The organism is Mesorhizobium helmanticense (assembly GCF_003034915.1).
Taxonomy (GTDB): domain Bacteria; phylum Pseudomonadota; class Alphaproteobacteria; order Rhizobiales; family Rhizobiaceae; genus Mesorhizobium; species Mesorhizobium helmanticense.
The window spans coordinates 20,024-35,638 of sequence record NZ_PZJX01000039.1 but is presented as its reverse complement, the minus strand read 5'-3'; the positions used below and the strand labels follow the sequence as shown (position 1 = coordinate 35,638).

Genomic DNA, 15,615 nt, shown 5'->3' with positions numbered 1-15,615 from the left:
CGGCCGCTTTCCACTCACCCTACGCCGGCTGCAGTTCCCTGCGTGGCAGCGGCGGGAAGGCAATCGCGATTCCCGCGGCGCCCAACCCGACGAGGGCAGAGCCGATGAACAGCCAGGAATAGTTGGCGTAGGCGTCGAACACCATGCCGCCGGCCAGAGGCCCGAAGGCCATGCCGAGGCTGGACAACATGGTTGCCGCGCCAAACACCGTGCCGAGGATGCGCTGGCCGAAATACTCGCGCGCCAGCACCGCATAGAGCGGCATCACGCCGCCATAGGTGGCGCCGAAGATGACGGCGAGCGTGTAGAACTGACCGAGCTCACTGACCGCGAGATAAGCCGCGATCACCACGGCCTGGATCGCCAGCCCCGCGATCAGCACCGGCTTGACGCCCAGCCGGTCGGCAAGCACGCCGTACAACAGCCTGCCGCCCAGGCCGGCCAGGCCTTCGACGCTGTAGATCGAGACCGCCGCCATCGGTGCCACGCCACACAGCATGGCATAACTCACCATGTGGAAGATCGGCCCTGAATGCGCGGCACAGCAGGCAAAGAAGGTCAGCCCCAGAACGATGAATTGCGGCGACAGCAGCGCCTGGCGCACCGACATGCCGGCGCCCTCCGCAGCCGGCCATGAGGCTTCGGTAGCAGCGGCAGGCACTGGCGGCTGGCGCACCAGAAGGACCGCCGGCAAAAGCAGCACCCACGCCATCACGCCGATGTCGAACATGGCGGTGCGCCAGTCATATGCCGTGATCAGCCATTGCGCGAAGGGCGAGATCGTCATTGGCGCCACGCCCATGCCGGCCGAGACCAACGAAACCGCAAGGCTGCGGTTGGTGTCGAACCAGGCGGTGGTCAGCGCGATCATCGGCGTGAAGAAGGCGCTTGCCGCCAGCCCGACGATCACGCCGTAGCTCAGCTGGAAGACGAGAAGCGAGCCGGCGCGGCTCGCCACCACCAGCGCCAGCCCGAGCAGCACTGCGCCGGCCAGCACCACGGGGCGGGCGCCGAGGCGGTCATAGACCGCGCCCCAGGCGAAGCCGCCGAGACCCATCACCAGGAAGTTCAGCGTCATGGCGCTCGATATGCCGGCGCGCGACCAGCCTGTGTCGAGCGCCATCGGTTCGAGGAAGATCGCCAGCGAAAACATCGCGCCGATCGCGACACAGGTCATCACGGCACCTGCCGCGACGATGACCCAACGATAGGAAAGGCTCATGCTTTTCTCCCGAGATCGTTTGGACACGGCGCGACTTTTTTTGAGCTTCGTCGCGCCGCTTGCGTCCGAAGGACGATGTCGCTGCATGAAATCCGACAATCCGGTTGCATTTTTTATCCAGTCGGCGAAGGCGCGATTCAATTGCTCCCCTTTGCATTGACGATGCACTGTTCAAAGCTAGATTTCCAATCTTTGCGATCAGGAGGCATCAGGCATGGAACTTCATCGCGGCCGTCTCATCGACCACCTCCAGCTGGTGGTCAGGGATCTCAAGGCCAGCCGCCGCTTCTACGAGGCGGTTCTCAAGGTGCTCGATATTCCGATCGGCGGCAGCGCCGAGGATTATTTCTGGGCCGACGAACTGTTCGTCTCGAGCCCCGACAGCCGGGCGGCCCTGGGCAAGCTGACCGGACGCCATCACCTTGCCTTCCAGGCCAGGGACCGCGCGATGGTCGACGCCTTCTATAAGGCCGGGCTCGAGGCCGGCGGCACGGGCAATGGCGCGCCAGGCGAGCGTCCCTACCACCCCGGCTATTATGCCGCCTTCCTGCTCGACCCCGACGGCAACAACATCGAGGCCGTTTTCCATGGGCCGGCAGCGCGCAGCGCCGCTTCGGTGAAGATCACGTTTTAATTGTTTTTGGCAGAGGCCGCCACGATGGCCGCCTGCAGCAGGACCCGCGCACCGGTGATTGCATGAGCCGGCTCGACATATTCGGCCTCATTATGGCTGAGCCCGTCGCGGCACGGCACGAAGATCATTGCAGCCGGCGCCACGCGGGCGATGAACAGCGCGTCGTGGAAAGCGCCCGATATCATCCGCTTGTGCGGTAGCCGCAGGGAATTGACGGCTTCTTCTACGACGTCGATCATATCAGGTGAAAACGCTGCCCCGGGCATATCGAACGACCGCGCGATCGCTGCCGTGCAGTTCCGGGCCTCGGCCTCCGCCCGGCAGACCTGGCGCACCTCGGTCTCAATGGCATCGAGCCGCTCCGGTTGCGGATGCCGCAGGTCGACGGTGAAGATCACCGATTGCGGTATCGCGTTTATCGACCCTGGCTGGGCTGTGATCCGGCCCACTGTCAGCCGTGCGTCGGCGTCGAGCGGCATGATCGTTGCCTGCAGGCTGTGCATCGCCGCAACGGCGGCAACCATCGGATCCCTGCGGTACGCAAGGCCGGTCGTGCCGGCGTGACCGGCAGACCCCTGAATGCAGACTTCCAGCCAGCGCGTACCCTGGACGGCCGTGACGACGCCGATCGGCATCCGCTCCTTTTCCAGCGACGGTCCCTGTTCGATATGGAGCTCGATATAGCCCGATATCGGCATGCCGATCGGCCGCTGGGCCGCCTCCGGCAATGCCGCGATCGTCGCATCGAGTTCCTCCGCGAGGGACGCGCCGTCGCTGCCGACAATCAATTTCCATGCAGCGGTATCGGCACCGGCGAATGCCATCGAGCCCATGACGCCTGGCGCGAAGCGGCTGCCCTCTTCATTGGTCCAGGCGACGACCTCGATCGGCATTCGGGTCTGCGCCTTCGCGTCCTCCAGCGCTTCGAGTGCTTCGAAGGCGGAAAGCGTACCGAGCGCTCCGTCGAAGCGCCCGCCGGTCGGCTGGCTGTCGAGGTGGCTACCGATCAGCAGCGGCGGCAGGGCGGTATCCGAGCCGTCTCTTCGGATGAAGAGGTTCGCCAGGCCGTCCTGAAAAACCCTGAAGCCGCGCTCAAGCGCCAATTCCGCCAGCAGACGCCGGGCGCTGCGATCCTCGACGCTCAACGCCTGCCGATTGACGCCCCCGGCCGGCGTCGCACCGATCCGGGCGAAGGCATCGAGCCGCCTGAGCAATCTTTCGCCGTCGATTTCCGGCTGCAAAGTCATCGCTTGATGTCGCGGATGAAGGCGTTCACCCGCTGCGGTTCAACCTGGTTCCACCAGACCCCGTCATATTTCAGCGAGCTGGCGACGATCACGCCGTCGACGATGTCGAGAATATCGTTGACGTTGTCGGGCGTCACGCCGCTGCCGACAAGCGTCGGCAATCCGGCTGCTTCCTTGATCATCCTGATATAGCCGAGGTCGGCGGCGTGGCCGGTCCGCTGGCCGGTGGCGATTATCGCATCGGCATCGAAGAACACCAGATCCTTGACCTGTTCCTCGACCGGCCGGTCGCCGACGATCGCATGGGCGCCATGCTTGACATGGGCATCGGCGAAAATGCGGATGCCGTTGGCGCGAAGCCTGGCGCGGAACCGCATGGCACGCGCCGCTTCGCCTTCGATAAAGCCCTCATTGGCGACATAGGCGTTGGCCCATTGATTGACGCGGACGAAGGCCGCACCCGAAGCGCTGGCGATCGACAGCGCGGGAATGGAGGCATTGGCGAGTACGTTGATGCCGATCGGCCGGCCGAGTTCGCGGCGGATGCGGTCGGAAACGACGGACATATAGGCGGAGGTTTCCGGCCCGATATCGTCCGGTTTGGCAAACGGCACGTCGCCATGGTTCTCGACGATCACGCCGTCGCAACCGCCATGCAGATAGGCCTTCGCGTCGTCGACGCCGCGTTGATAGATAGCCTCGACCGCCTCGCCATTGTAACGCGGCGCGCCCGGCAGCGGTGCGAGATGAACGACGCCGATCACCACCTTGTTCCTGCCGAAGATCGACCGCAGCGCGTCATCCGCGACCTGGCCGATCGGTTTGGAGCCAATTGGTTTGGAGCCGATGGATTTGGAGCCGATGGATTTGGGGGACTTTGTCATGCCGTTTCCGCTTCTGTCGTTTCCATGAGCATTTTCATCTCATGCCCGTCTGGGCAGGAGATGAGTGTGCCGGTGCGTCCAACCGAAATGCCGGCGGCACGTACCGCGATCCGCGCCGCGGCAGTGAGGTCGATTCCTGCTGCAAGGCAACCGGCGAGACAGCCGCAAAAAACATCACCAGCACCGCTGGTGTCGACCACGGCCACCTTGCGCGCCGCGATCTGTTCGACCCGTCCTTTGCTGTCGGCAACCAGGCAGCCATCAGCCCCAAGCGTCATGATCGCGGCGCCGGCGCCTTGACGGACCAGTTCCCGGACCGCAGCCTCAGGATCGCCGGCTCCGGTCAACTGCGCGGCCTCGCTCGCATTGGCGACGGCGAGGCTGACGACGCTCAAAGGCGGTGCATGGCCGGCATTCAGCGGACTCGGATTGAGGACCGTCATAGCACCGGCCGCGCGCGCCGCCCGCAGACAGGCCGTCGTTACATCGGGGTGAAGATTTCCTTGCATCACCACGATGTCGCCGCGTTCGATCGAAGGCGCAAAACCACCATCGGCCATGGGATCGAAAACGGCGGCGCAATTGGCGCCGGTGACGATGAGGTTCTCGCCGCGCGCATCGACCATGATCGTCGAACGGTCGCTGGGCAGCGGCAGCGTCGTCAGATGACGGACGTCGAGATCGCGGCTCAACTGTTCCCTTATCCATGCGCCGGCCGCGTCGTTGCCGATCGCCGCACGGAAACGGACATCCGCTCCGGTGCGCGCCGCGGCCACCGCCTGGTTCGCACCTTTGCCGCCAAGGCCGTCGTAATGTCCTGACGCGTTCAACGTCTCTCCCGCCGCCGGAAAGCGGTCGAGCCGAAACGTCGTATCGACGCAGACATTGCCGACGACATGGACGCGCATGGCTAGTCCCCGGCTGTCGCCCAGCCCAGCATCTGTTCGAACAGCGTCTTGTAGCCGCTCCAGGCGATGAAGCCCGGTGGCAGCCAGTGCGGGCCGACATCCGAGGTCCAGGCGACGGTGCGGCCCTTGCCATATTTGCCGGTCACCAGCAGCGGCAGGGAACGGTAGTCGGAAGACACGGTGGCGAGAACTTCCGCACCGTCCTTGACCGTGACCTCGTTGAAGCCGAGCAGGATCGGCCAATCCTTGCCCAGGCCCTTGAGGATCGGATGGCTCTGCGGGCCGACAACGACCGGCGCATAGCCCTCCGGAACCTCGACGCGGTCATCCACGGACAGGCAAGTGACCGGCAGAACATCTTCGACCGGCGTCTTGTGGTAGCGCGCGCCGCCATTGATGCCCTGGAAGCTGTAATAGCCGCCGAACATCAACAGGCCGCCGCCATTGCCGACATAGTCGCGTAGCAGGCGCAGCCGGTTGGGCGTCGGCCTGGAATGGATCCAGGTGTCGGGGTGAAGCAGCAGCGTGTTGGCGCCCAGATCGGAAAGCACGACCGCGTCATAGGCCGAAAGCGCTTCCATGGTCTGGGGAAAATTCCGCTGCGCCTCATGCGCCGGCATGAAGGTGACGTCGAACGGACCGTCCTTCAACGCGGCCAGAAGTTCATCGGCGCCGGTGTGATAGGTCACGGTCGGAAACTGGTCGAAGCCCTTGATGTGGGTCGCGGTCGAGACCCAGGACTCGCCTGCGAGAAGAACCTTCTTCCTGGACATGTTTACTCCTATGTCGAATTGATCCGCCGTTTAGAGGCTCGCGGCGAACACGGTCTTTGGGTTGTCGACGAGCATGCGGTCGATTGCCGGCTGCTCGACGCCGTGGCGCTTTAATCTCGGCACGAAATGCTTCAGAATGAAGCCGTAGCCGAAACCGCCGAAGCGCGTCAGCATGATCTTCAAAAAGACGTCCTGCGACAGCAGAAGCCGGTCGATCAGACCCATGTCGATCAGCGAGCGGATTGCTTGCGCATTCTGTTCGTCGGAAGGCGATTGCGCGTCCTGATCGGCGTAGTAGAAATCCATGCCGATCATGTCGTATTCCAGGAAGGCGCCGCGCGCGGCGAGGCTTTTCTGATAGGTGAGATCGTTGTGGCTCGGGTTCATATGGCACAGCACCGTATGCCTGAGATCGGCGCCTTCCGCCTCGACCACGTCGAGCACATCATGCGCCAGCCGTTCCCAGCCGGGCAGATGGATGGTTAGCGGCACACCGGTGATTTTCGCCGCGCGGGCCGAAGCGCGCAGCGACTTGCGCTCTTCATCGGTGAAATCCTTGCTGACACCGACCTCGCCGATGATGCCGGCCATTATGTCGGGCTGCGTCGTCCCGCCGCCGACATCGTTGACCAGGAATTCGGTTACCTCGTCGACGTCCATCGCCTTCAGCCAGTCGGGGTGGGTGTGCTGCAGATAAAAGCCTGTCCCCATGACGATCCGCAGTCCCGAGACGCGGGCGATGCGCGCCAGCTTCGCCGGATCGCGGCCAATGCCGATATTGGTCGCATCGACCACGGTATGGCCGCCGAGCGCCCGGTATTTCGCCAGTTCCGAAAGCGCCAGGTCGCTGTCGTCGAGCGAGACGTTGTCGCGGTTCATATAGGGGTTCATCCGCAACTCGCCGATGATCTCCATGCTGACCGGTTGCTCGGCGATCTTCTTCTCATCGGGATGGCAGGGGCATTTCCACGATGTCGCGCCGTCGAGCAGGATGTGCTCATGCATCAGCGTCACGCCCATATCGGCGATCGCAACCGGACCGGTGACGGTCATCACCATGCCGGAACGGACACCGATCGGCGCCCGTTCCCCCGGCTTGTCCTTGATTGGCTTGTCTTTGAACAGATGATCCATGTCAGCGGCTCCGCGTTGCGCCCTTGAACAGGCGGAAATTCAGCCAGATGGCAACGAGGATGATTGTGCCGGTGACGATCGGCGTGAGGAAGGGCGACATATGCGCCAGGATCAGGCCATTGCCGATGACCGCGACGGTTAACGCGCCGAGCACTGTGCCGATGATCGTGCCGCGCCCGCCGAACAGGCTGGTGCCGCCAAGCACCACGGCGGCGATGACATCGAGCTCGAAGCCCTGGCCGGCATTCGATGAGCCGGAGCCGAGTCGGGCTGCCAGAATGATGCCGGCCACCGCCGCCGCCATGCCGGACAGGATATAGACGAAGAGCATCATGAAGCGCGTGTCGACCCCGGCGCGGCGCACGGCCTCGGCATTGGCCCCAATGCCGGTCACATAGCGGCCGAACGGCGTCCGATTGAAAGCGAGATAGGCGATGATCAGAACGACAAGAGCGAGCAGTGCCGGCACCGGGACACCGAGAAACCAGGCCCTGCCGATGTTCACGAAGAAGCTGGTCGGCTCGACCGGGATCGAATAGCCGCCGGTGATCAGCAGCGCCACCCCGCGGATGACCGAGAGACCGGCCAGCGTGACGATGAAGGCCGGTATCCGCTCATAGGCGATGAAGAAGCCCTGCAATGCCCCGACCGCCGCGCCGAGCGCCAGCATGGCGATGACGACCAGCGGCCACGGCAGGCCGGCCTGCAGCAGGACGGCCGACAGTGTTGCCGTCAGCGCCAGCACGGAGCCGACCGAGAGATCGATGCCGCCCGCGGTGATGACGAAGGTCATCGCTGCTGCAACGATCAGCAGCGGCGCGGACTGGCGTACGATGTTCAGCAGATTGGGCGTCGTCAGGAAGGAGTTGGTGATCAGTGAGAAGACCACGCAGACGACAATGAAGAACAGCGCGATGGAGACAACGCTGCCATTGGCTATCGCCACATCCTTCCAGGTGCTGTTGTGGGCGCGTTTGGGCGGCAAGGCGCCGATATTCCCGGGCGATGAGGTGACGTTCATGGCTGTACTGCCTCATCGCGGCTGGCTCGCGCCGAACGCGCGACAAATTTGCGCCCGACGATCAGGTTGACGACCTCCTCGATGCTGGTGTCGCCGATCTTGCGCTCGGCGACATTGCGGCCCTCATACATGACCTGGATGCGGTCGCAGACCAGGAAAAGATCCTGCAGCCGATGGGTAATGAGGATGACGCTGACGCCGCGGGCGCTGACTGCGCGAATGAGATCCAGAACCGCCTCGACTTCCGCCACCGCGAGGGCTGCCGTCGGTTCGTCCATGATCAGCACGGACGGATCGAACGAGGCGGCGCGTCCAATGGCGATCGACTGGCGCTGCCCGCCGGAGAGGTTTTCGACCTTGAGCCTGGTGTCGGCAATGACGATGCCGAGCCGGTCGAGCATCTCGCGCGTCTCGTCATGCATGCGCCTGTTGTCGAGAAAGGGGATGCCAAGAACGCGGCGGCGCGGCTCGCGGCCAAGAAAGAGGTTGCCTGCGACATCCACCGTATCGCAGAGCGACAGATCCTGGTAGACCATCTCCACCCGAGCGGCTCGGGCATCAGCCGGCGACGAAAAGGATACGACCTTGCCGTCGATTTCGATGCTGCCGGAATCCGGGATGACCGCTCCGGACAGAACCTTGCTCAAGGTCGATTTGCCGGCGCCATTGTCGCCGACAAGGCCGAGCACCTCGCCAGGCTTCAGGTTCAGCGAAACATCGTCCAGTGTCTGGATAGGGCCGTACCGTTTGGAAATACCGGTCATCCTGACGCGGTAGGTCTCGCCATCGCTCATCATGGTTCCAGTTCTCTGGGCGACAAGTTCAATCGGTCGCCGGGCTGCGCAGGCAACCTTCAGGTCGCTGCGCAGCCCGGCGGTCTGGGAAGGATACTACTTGAACATGTCCTTGAACTGGCCGACATTTTCCTTGGTCACGATGGTGATCGGAACATTGATGATCGGCTCGATCTTCTCGCCCTTCTTGAGCTTGACGAAGGCTTCGATGGCAGCCTTGCCTTCACCGGCCGGATCCTGCTGGACGACGGCGACCACCCAACCTTCCTCGAGACCTTGCACCGCCGACTTGGTCAGATCCCAGCCGAACACCTTGACGTCGCCGGTGCGCGCCTGGCTGGTGACGGCGGAAACCGCGCCGAGCAGGGCCGGCTCGCCGGTGGCGTAAAGCGTCGTCATGTCGGGGTTGGCGGTCATCAGGTTTTCGGAGGCCGAAAGTGCTACGTCCTGGACGTTCTGGCCGTCGACCGTGTCGAGGAAGGTGACCTTCTGGCCGCTGTCGGCGACGGCCTTCTTGAAGCCGTCGAGGCGCTGGTTCTGGATGAACGAATTGAGCGCGCCGACGACGCCGATCTTGGCGGCGCCGCTCATATTGGCCTTGACGTAGTCGGCGTAGAACTTGCCGATATCCTCGCCGGCCTTGGTGTTGTCGACGCCGACGAAGGCGACGTTGTCGCCATCGGGAATTTGGGCGTCTATGGCAATCACCGGAATGCCGGCGGCTTTGGCCGCGGTGATTGCCGGCTTCACACCATTGACGTCGATGGCGACGAGGATGATGCCGTCGACCTTCTGGGTGATGTAGTTTTCGATCGCGTCGTTCTGCGCGCTCGGCACATTGTTGGCGTTGAAGATGACGAGGTCGACGCCAGCGGCCTTCGCGGCAGCCGTCGCACCGTCATTGATCTGGTTGAAGAACAGCGCCTGCTGGTTGATGGTGACGAGCGCATAGGTCTCGGCCATGGCGGAAGTGGAGCCGAGGGCGAGGGTCATGGCGATGGCTGCGGCGCAGCCTGAAAGGATCTTGGTAAGACGCATTCCGGTTCCCCTTGGTTTTGCGGAAAAGGCCCTTGATCGGGCTCACCTGGCGCCTGAGCGCCCAGCCATAATTCAAGATACTTGATTTCTTGTCAAGTCACTTGAATTAGCATCTACGAAGGGAACGGGACACTCGCCAAAATCAGAATGTCGCCGGCGTGTTCACCCAGAAAATGCTGGCGCGTACATCGCCGACATTGCGGTACCAGTGCGGCAGTTCGGAATTGAAAACGAAGGAATCGCCGGCAGACAGGCGAAACGTCTTTTCACCGACCATCAGCTCGATGGCGCCTTCGAGGAGATATCCGACTTCCTCGCCGGCATGCTGGATCGGGCCGGCACTTTCACCGCCCGCCTCGATATGGTGGATGTTGCATTGCAGGAGATGGCCCGGCGAATAGGGAATAACGCGCTCGAGCGAAATGCCCTCGCCGCGCCGCAGCGGATCGAGTGCTATCAACGGCCGCGTTCCGGCCCGGAAGACGATGCCTTCCTCACCGTCGGACTCCTCGAACATCCAGCCAATATTCGTGCCGAGCACCTCGACCAGCCTGTGGAGCATGGGAAGCGAGGGCGAGACCTTACCGTTCTCGACCTTGGAAAGCAGGCTTTCCGAGCAATTGGCAGCGGCGGCAAGCGCCTTCAAGGTCAGGCCACGCGTCTGCCGGGAGAGCTTCAATCGAGTGCCGAGCCGCAAAAGGCTGGTGGCGGTCGAGCGCTCGTCGCTACCCTTTTTCCTGATATCGACCTTGTTCATTGGGGCCGCGAATATCTCCGCTGGTTCGGCTCAAACCGTAAGACCGATCAAACGCGTTGTCCATCTTGTGAAAAATGGAACAACGCGTTGGGCCGGAATCGCGGCCCGGCAGGCAAGCGGGAGTGACTGCCTTTCAGGCCGGTTCGCGCTTCAGCGCCTGCGCCATGCAGTGGATGCCGCCGCCGGTCTTGGAGATCTCGCTCATGTCGACGGCCGCCACCTCGAAGCCGCGCGCCTTGAGCTGGCCGATCAGCGTCTGGCTCGAGGTCGGCGCGATCACCCGATCCTTGCCGAGCGACATGAAGTTGCAGCCGAGCGCCATCGTGTCCTGGAACGGCACGTCAATGATCTCGTGGCCCTTGCCCTTCAGCCAGTCGACGATGCCCGGCTCGGTGCAGGCGAGGCAGACGGCGGTCAGCTTCTCGGCGATCGGCACCACCATCAGGTCGATATGGACGTAATATTCGTCGATGAAGGCGATGCGGGTTTCCCAGCCCTCCTTGTCGAACCAGGCCTGCACCTGGCGCGCGCCCTCCTCCTGCGTGCGGGCGCCGCCGCAGCCGATCAGCACCACGCCCTCCTCGATGACGTTGAAGTCGCCGCCCTCGAAGGTGCCTGCGGTGACCATGTCGTAGATCGGGATACCGAGTTTTTCATAGGTGCGGATCGCCGCGTAGTTCTCGCCGCGCCGCCACCACTGGGACATCGCGGTGATGATGGCGCCGTAGGGCGTCATGACGCTGGAGTCGCGTGAGTAGACCTGCATCGGCAGTTCGGGCGTCGGCTCGTGCCAGTGGATGTTGACGCCAAAATGCTCGTAGGCGGCGACCAGATCCTTGTGCTGTGCCTGCGCGATCTGGACGTTGCAGGGCGCCTCGCGCAGATGCTTTCGCGACAGCGAGCTGGTCGAGAGATGACGCAGGAAATTGGGCGAGCCAAGCAGCACGTCGGTAAGCACGTCGGTCTCGTTGGCGAAACCCCAGCTGGTCAGCGGCGTGGTGCCGCCGGCCGGGTTGCGGCGCTGCAGCGAAAACGGTTCTGCGACGATGCGGTCATGGACGGTCATGGGTTTCTCCTCGTGAGGCAGCGTGGGGTGATTGGTTGCTTGGGATCCACCAGTCGCGTCCGCGCGAAGTGATGACATATTCCGGCCAGCGAAAGCCGATCGGCGGTTGGTAGTCGCAGAGCGGCGCGATCCAGTTCGACCCGCCGATGCCGCCGCCGGTGCGGCTGACGAATTCATCCATCGCCGCCTCGCGGGCGGCTTCGTCTTCCAGCAGGCGCAGTGCCGCGAGCGCGACGGTCTTCGCCGCGCAAGAGACCATCGGATCGATGGTCTCGGGAATGCCGCCCAGCGCATTCATCGCCCAGGCAGGATAGGCGTGACCGTTCTCCGAGTGCAGCGCCGGGCGGGCGACATAGAAGCGGGCTGTCGGCGTATGCCACGACATGTCGGTGTAATCGTCGGATGTCGAATTCACCTGCGACGGCGGCAGATCGCGGCGCAGGATCGCTTCCGCCTCACGCGGTTCGATCAGCCGCTCCAGTTCCTCGATAAAGGGCTCCTCGCTCGCCACCCCGCCGGCATTGATCTGGATTTCGCGGGCAATTGTCTTCGCGGTCTCGTCCCAGTGCGGCGGCCCGACGGCCGACAGCGCCTCATAGGCAATCGTCGCCATGGCATGGTTGGCAAGCCCCGGCCGCGACTTCGAGACCCAGTGCCGCTCGTGGCGGCAGCCGCTCATTTTCGCGGCCGCCTCGGCGTTGCGGTCGAGCACGGCGGTCACCTGCTCGGCCATGGCGAGCGTCGGCACGCGGATCATGTACTGGATCTCGGCGAGCCCCGCCGACAGATTGTCGGCCGTCGCCTGCCCGGCCGTCAGGATCGCCTCGCTGATCGACCAGCCGCCCTGATGCGGCAGCATGGAATCGCGCAACGACTTCGACATCATGTACATCGTGAAAAGCGCATCATTGGCGCCAGGCGCCCGCACCGCCGAATGCGCCTGCGGGATCGGCGCGCCATCGCTTGCGCGAACCCAATTTTCGGGTTCGTCGCAGATGAAGCGATAGATCATCGCATAGGCGGCGCCGCAATGCGTGTCCCAGCGCGCCGTGTTGCAGAGCGGCAGCATGTAGAAAGGATGGAAGGAGATCATGCCGGCAAGGCCGTTATAATAGCCCTTCGCCGCATGGATAGGCTTCGATCCCCGCACCTTTTCGGCCGGCTCGCCGGTGAAGCGTAGCGTGCCTGATATATCGTGGCGCTGCATCGCTGCCTTCACCGCCAGCAGACCGCCAAGGCTGGCGATGCCGAGGCCCGAATGTGGGTCGGTGTGGCCGCCGGCCTCGCCCCCGAGGCCGGGCCGTGGCCGTTTCACCGTCGTCGCATCCTGGCAATTGCCCGGCACCGCGTCATATTCGGCATACATGCCAATGGTCGGGCCGGCGCCGTTGGTCCAGTGGGCGCAGAAGGCGGTCGGCATGCCGCCCGAACCCTCCTCAACGGAAAAGCCCTCGTATTTCAGCCGCTCGACATACCAGGCGGCGGACTGGTATTCGCGCCATGCGGTCTCGCCGAAGTCGAAGATGATCCGCGTCCATGCCGACAGCAGCGGCTGGATGTCGTCCAGACAGGCAAGTGCGGTCGCTTGCGCCGGGGTCATCAGTCTCTCCATGATCAGAAGAAAGCAGTGAAGCGCCTCGCAAGAAAGTGATATGTTTTCCCGGCTTATGCAAATTCGGTTCACCTGAGGCCTCTTGCGAATACCCTCCACCCAGGCGCTGCGTGCCCTCGATAGCTTTGCCCGCCACGGCAGTGTCTGGCGCGCGGCGGACGAACTGCACCTCACCCGCAGCGCCGTCTCCCACCAGCTTCGCCTGCTCGAACGCGACCTCGGCTTCGATTTGCTCGAGCGCGTCGGCAAGGGCGTCGCGCTGACACCGCGCGGCCAGCGCTACGCCAGCGACGTGCGCAAGGCCCTCACCGTGCTGGGCGACGCAGTCAGCCGCCATGCCGGCACCGGTGTCGGCGGCTCGTTCAGCGTCAGTTGCACGCCGGGCTTCGCCTCGCTGTTTTTGTGCACCCATATCGGCGAGTTCCGGCAAATGTACCCCGATGTCGCGCTGCGCATCCTGACGCCCAGGCGCCTCGACGATGTCAGCAATGCCGATGCCGACGCCTTCATTGCTTTCGGCGTCGGCAACTGGCCGAACCGGGCGGCCGAGCTGTTGTGCGAAATCTCCTTCACGCCGCTCTGCAGCCCGACGCTGCTCAACAAGGTCGGCGGCTTTTCCAAGCCGGCCGACGTGCTGCGCGCCAATCTCCTGCATCTCGGCGACACCGAGGACTGGGCGCGCTGGCTGGCGCTGTCCAAGGTCGAGAACCCGGACCCGGAAAGCGGCATCTTCTTTTCCGACATGAACCTGGTCTTTTCGGCGGCGATCGCCGGCCAGGGCATCGCCATGGGCGACGAATTGACCAGCCGCCGGGCACTGAGCGAAGGCCGGCTGGTCAAGCCCTTCGAAGCGTCGGTCCCCTCACCACGCTCCTATTTCCTGGTCTTCGAGCATGCCAAGGCCAGCCATCCGGTGCTTAATGCCTTTAGCGACTGGCTAAGGGCGAAGCTGTCGGAGAACAGGCTGGCGACGTATTGAGGCGAGGCAGAGGCTAATACGCCGGAAGGTGTGTGACAGAGCGCCAACCTTCCGTTCGTCATCCTCGGGCTTGACCCGAGGATCCATACCGTGACGGTCGCCGAGGAATGCGGCAGACCAGAATTCTGCACCGTTGCAGCGTTCGAAGGTCATGGCATGGATCCTAGGGTCTGCGCCGCGTCGCTTCGCTCCTTGCTTCGCCCTAGGATGACGAAGACATGAGCGCTTTCGCTAGTCGTTGACACTTGTGATTGTATCGGCGTCAACGTTCGTAGAAGCGCCAGCCTTTCCACAACCCCGCCCAGACGTGAATCAAATTTGCCGATGCGGCGAAAACTATTCGGTTGCGGTGAAGGCGCGCCCTGCCCTACGATTTGCACCAAGCGTGAGGACAAAGGCAGGATGCAGCAACCCGGCCGGGCCGCAGAGATCAAGGCAATCGGGATCGGCAAGAGCTTCGGCTCGTTCCGTGCTCTGGACAATCTGACGCTCGATATCGGCCGTGGCGAGTTCCTGACCCTGCTTGGGCCGTCCGGTTCGGGCAAGACCACCTTCCTGATGATCCTGGCCGGTTTCGTGCAGCCGAGCGACGGCCGCCTGTTCAGCGACGGCGTCGACATCACCGAGCGGCCGGCCGAGCAGCGCGCCGCCGGCATGGTTTTCCAGGGCTATGCGCTGTTCCCGCATATGTCGGTCGAGGCCAACATCGCCTTCCCGCTCAAGGTGCGCAAGAAATCGGCCACCGAGATCAAGCGGCGCGTTGGCGAAATGATCGAGCGCGTCGGGCTGAAAGGCCATGAGAAGAAGCTGCCGGCCCAGCTTTCCGGCGGCCAGCAGCAGCGCGTGGCGCTGGCGCGTGCGCTGGTGTTCGAGCCGGGCGTGCTGTTGCTCGACGAGCCGTTCTCGGCGCTGGACAAGAGCCTGCGCGGCCAGATGCAGGCCGAGATGAAGCGGCTGCACCAGGAGACCGGCACGACCTTCGTCTTCGTCACCCACGACCAGAGCGAAGCGCTGGCGCTGTCGTCGCGCGTCGCCATCTTTGACCACGGCAAATTGCTGCAGGTAGGCAGGCCTGACGAGGTCTATGACCGGCCGGCCAACCGCTTCGTCGCCGAATTCCTCGGCGAGATCAACATGCTGCCGCTGAAAGGCGTCAAGCGCGCCGACAATGGCGCGACCGGCCTCTGCGAAGACCGCGCGGTCAGACTGCGCGGCAATGCCGACGCTGTCGGCGGCAACGCCATCCTGGCGATCCGGCCCGAGCATATGTCGATCGCGCGTGAAGCGGCGGTGGGCGAGAACGGCATCGCCGCCACGGCAATAGCCTCCACCTATCTCGGTGCTGCGACGCGGCTCGATCTGACGACGCGCCATGGCGCCAAGGTGACCGTATCGGTGCCGAACGAGGTCGCCGCGGCGGCACTCAGCAAGGGCAATTCCGTCTGGCTGACCTGGCCGGCCGAAAAAGGCTTCCTCCTTCCGGACGGAGGGCAATGACGATTTGCGAATCCTCAAGTGATGAGACCGGGATTCGCGCTAACTACCA

The 15,615-nt window shown here is 63.7% G+C and carries 15 protein-coding genes; 3 read left to right on the top strand and 12 right to left on the bottom strand.

Features of this window, described 5'->3' with window-relative positions; translation table 11 throughout:
• Positions 1-19 precede the first annotated feature (19 nt).
• Positions 20-1,222 (bottom strand): MFS transporter, encoded by a 1,203-nt coding sequence (locus C9427_RS20795; protein ID WP_107651067.1) that lies wholly within the window; start codon positions 1,220-1,222, stop codon positions 20-22.
• A gap of 214 nt (positions 1,223-1,436) precedes the next feature.
• On the opposite strand from C9427_RS20795, the gene C9427_RS20790 reads away from it, so the two are divergent.
• Positions 1,437-1,856: a VOC family protein gene (locus tag C9427_RS20790; protein WP_107650980.1), complete on the top strand. Its 420-nt coding sequence runs from the start codon at positions 1,437-1,439 to the stop codon at positions 1,854-1,856.
• On the opposite strand, the gene C9427_RS20785 is transcribed toward C9427_RS20790, so the two are convergent.
• The 11 genes from C9427_RS20785 to C9427_RS20735 form a co-directional block, all read right to left on the bottom strand.
• Complete coding sequence (locus C9427_RS20785; protein ID WP_107650979.1) at positions 1,853-3,103, bottom strand: Zn-dependent hydrolase; 1,251 nt, start codon at positions 3,101-3,103, stop codon at positions 1,853-1,855. The two genes, C9427_RS20790 and C9427_RS20785, sit on opposite strands and share 4 nt — an antisense overlap.
• Positions 3,100-3,987 carry a BtpA/SgcQ family protein gene (locus tag C9427_RS20780; protein ID WP_107650978.1) on the bottom strand — a complete coding sequence of 296 codons (888 nt, stop codon included), beginning with the start codon at positions 3,985-3,987 and terminating at the stop codon, positions 3,100-3,102. The genes C9427_RS20785 and C9427_RS20780 overlap by 4 nt, the downstream gene beginning before the upstream one ends.
• Complete coding sequence (locus C9427_RS20775; RefSeq protein ID WP_107650977.1) at positions 3,984-4,895, bottom strand: ribokinase; 912 nt, start codon at positions 4,893-4,895, stop codon at positions 3,984-3,986. The genes C9427_RS20780 and C9427_RS20775 overlap by 4 nt, the downstream gene beginning before the upstream one ends.
• Before the next feature lie 2 nt (positions 4,896-4,897).
• On the bottom strand, positions 4,898-5,668 hold the full coding sequence (locus tag C9427_RS20770) for a glutamine amidotransferase (protein WP_107650976.1): 771 nt from the start codon (positions 5,666-5,668) through the stop codon (positions 4,898-4,900).
• 30 nt (positions 5,669-5,698) lie between these two features.
• The gene (locus C9427_RS20765) at positions 5,699-6,802 is read right to left on the bottom strand and encodes a phosphotriesterase family protein (RefSeq protein ID WP_107650975.1); all 1,104 of its coding nucleotides are present in this window, start codon (positions 6,800-6,802) and stop codon (positions 5,699-5,701) included.
• Between the two features lies 1 nt (position 6,803).
• On the bottom strand, positions 6,804-7,823 hold the full coding sequence (locus tag C9427_RS20760; RefSeq protein WP_107650974.1) for an ABC transporter permease: 1,020 nt from the start codon (positions 7,821-7,823) through the stop codon (positions 6,804-6,806).
• Positions 7,820-8,620, bottom strand: a complete 801-nt coding sequence (locus tag C9427_RS20755; RefSeq protein WP_425351667.1) for an ATP-binding cassette domain-containing protein — start codon at positions 8,618-8,620, stop codon at positions 7,820-7,822. The genes C9427_RS20760 and C9427_RS20755 overlap by 4 nt, the downstream gene beginning before the upstream one ends.
• A gap of 93 nt (positions 8,621-8,713) precedes the next feature.
• Positions 8,714-9,655: an ABC transporter substrate-binding protein gene (locus tag C9427_RS20750; RefSeq protein WP_107650973.1), complete on the bottom strand. Its 942-nt coding sequence runs from the start codon at positions 9,653-9,655 to the stop codon at positions 8,714-8,716.
• 142 nt (positions 9,656-9,797) lie between these two features.
• On the bottom strand, positions 9,798-10,412 hold the full coding sequence (locus C9427_RS20745; protein WP_107650972.1) for a cupin domain-containing protein: 615 nt from the start codon (positions 10,410-10,412) through the stop codon (positions 9,798-9,800).
• 133 nt (positions 10,413-10,545) lie between these two features.
• Entirely contained in the window at positions 10,546-11,478 is a 933-nt protein-coding gene (locus C9427_RS20740) for a dimethylarginine dimethylaminohydrolase family protein (RefSeq protein ID WP_107650971.1), read from the bottom strand.
• Positions 11,465-13,078 carry an amidohydrolase gene (locus C9427_RS20735; RefSeq protein ID WP_167434419.1) on the bottom strand — a complete coding sequence of 538 codons (1,614 nt, stop codon included), beginning with the start codon at positions 13,076-13,078 and terminating at the stop codon, positions 11,465-11,467. Before C9427_RS20735 ends, C9427_RS20740 begins: the two co-directional genes overlap by 14 nt.
• A gap of 94 nt (positions 13,079-13,172) precedes the next feature.
• Between C9427_RS20735 and C9427_RS20730 the strand changes: the two genes are divergently transcribed.
• Positions 13,173-14,069 carry a LysR substrate-binding domain-containing protein gene (locus C9427_RS20730; protein ID WP_107650970.1) on the top strand — a complete coding sequence of 299 codons (897 nt, stop codon included), beginning with the start codon at positions 13,173-13,175 and terminating at the stop codon, positions 14,067-14,069.
• Positions 14,070-14,471: 402 nt separating this feature from the next.
• The gene (locus C9427_RS20725; RefSeq protein WP_107650969.1) at positions 14,472-15,566 is read left to right on the top strand and encodes an ABC transporter ATP-binding protein; all 1,095 of its coding nucleotides are present in this window, start codon (positions 14,472-14,474) and stop codon (positions 15,564-15,566) included.
• The last annotated feature ends 49 nt before the right edge of the window (positions 15,567-15,615 follow it).

Excerpts from the sequence above, each read along its gene's own strand:
- C9427_RS20780 (WP_107650978.1), bottom strand. The coding sequence starts at position 3,987 with ATGACAAAGTCCCCCAAATCCATCGGCTCCAAATCCATCGGCTCCAAA.
- C9427_RS20790 (WP_107650980.1), top strand. The coding sequence starts at position 1,437 with ATGGAACTTCATCGCGGCCGTCTCATCGACCACCTCCAGCTGGTGGTC.
- C9427_RS20760 (WP_107650974.1), bottom strand. The coding sequence starts at position 7,823 with ATGAACGTCACCTCATCGCCCGGGAATATCGGCGCCTTGCCGCCCAAA.
- C9427_RS20795 (WP_107651067.1), bottom strand. The coding sequence starts at position 1,222 with ATGAGCCTTTCCTATCGTTGGGTCATCGTCGCGGCAGGTGCCGTGATG.
- C9427_RS20775 (WP_107650977.1), bottom strand. The coding sequence starts at position 4,895 with ATGCGCGTCCATGTCGTCGGCAATGTCTGCGTCGATACGACGTTTCGG.
- C9427_RS20770 (WP_107650976.1), bottom strand. The coding sequence starts at position 5,668 with ATGTCCAGGAAGAAGGTTCTTCTCGCAGGCGAGTCCTGGGTCTCGACC.
- C9427_RS20740 (WP_107650971.1), bottom strand. The coding sequence starts at position 11,478 with ATGACCGTCCATGACCGCATCGTCGCAGAACCGTTTTCGCTGCAGCGC.
- C9427_RS20755 (WP_425351667.1), bottom strand. The coding sequence starts at position 8,620 with ATGATGAGCGATGGCGAGACCTACCGCGTCAGGATGACCGGTATTTCC.
- C9427_RS20735 (WP_167434419.1), bottom strand. The coding sequence starts at position 13,078 with ATGACCCCGGCGCAAGCGACCGCACTTGCCTGTCTGGACGACATCCAG.
- C9427_RS20745 (WP_107650972.1), bottom strand. The coding sequence starts at position 10,412 with ATGAACAAGGTCGATATCAGGAAAAAGGGTAGCGACGAGCGCTCGACC.
- C9427_RS20765 (WP_107650975.1), bottom strand. The coding sequence starts at position 6,802 with ATGGATCATCTGTTCAAAGACAAGCCAATCAAGGACAAGCCGGGGGAA.
- C9427_RS20750 (WP_107650973.1), bottom strand. The coding sequence starts at position 9,655 with ATGCGTCTTACCAAGATCCTTTCAGGCTGCGCCGCAGCCATCGCCATG.
- C9427_RS20785 (WP_107650979.1), bottom strand. The coding sequence starts at position 3,103 with ATGACTTTGCAGCCGGAAATCGACGGCGAAAGATTGCTCAGGCGGCTC.
- C9427_RS20725 (WP_107650969.1), top strand. The coding sequence starts at position 14,472 with ATGCAGCAACCCGGCCGGGCCGCAGAGATCAAGGCAATCGGGATCGGC.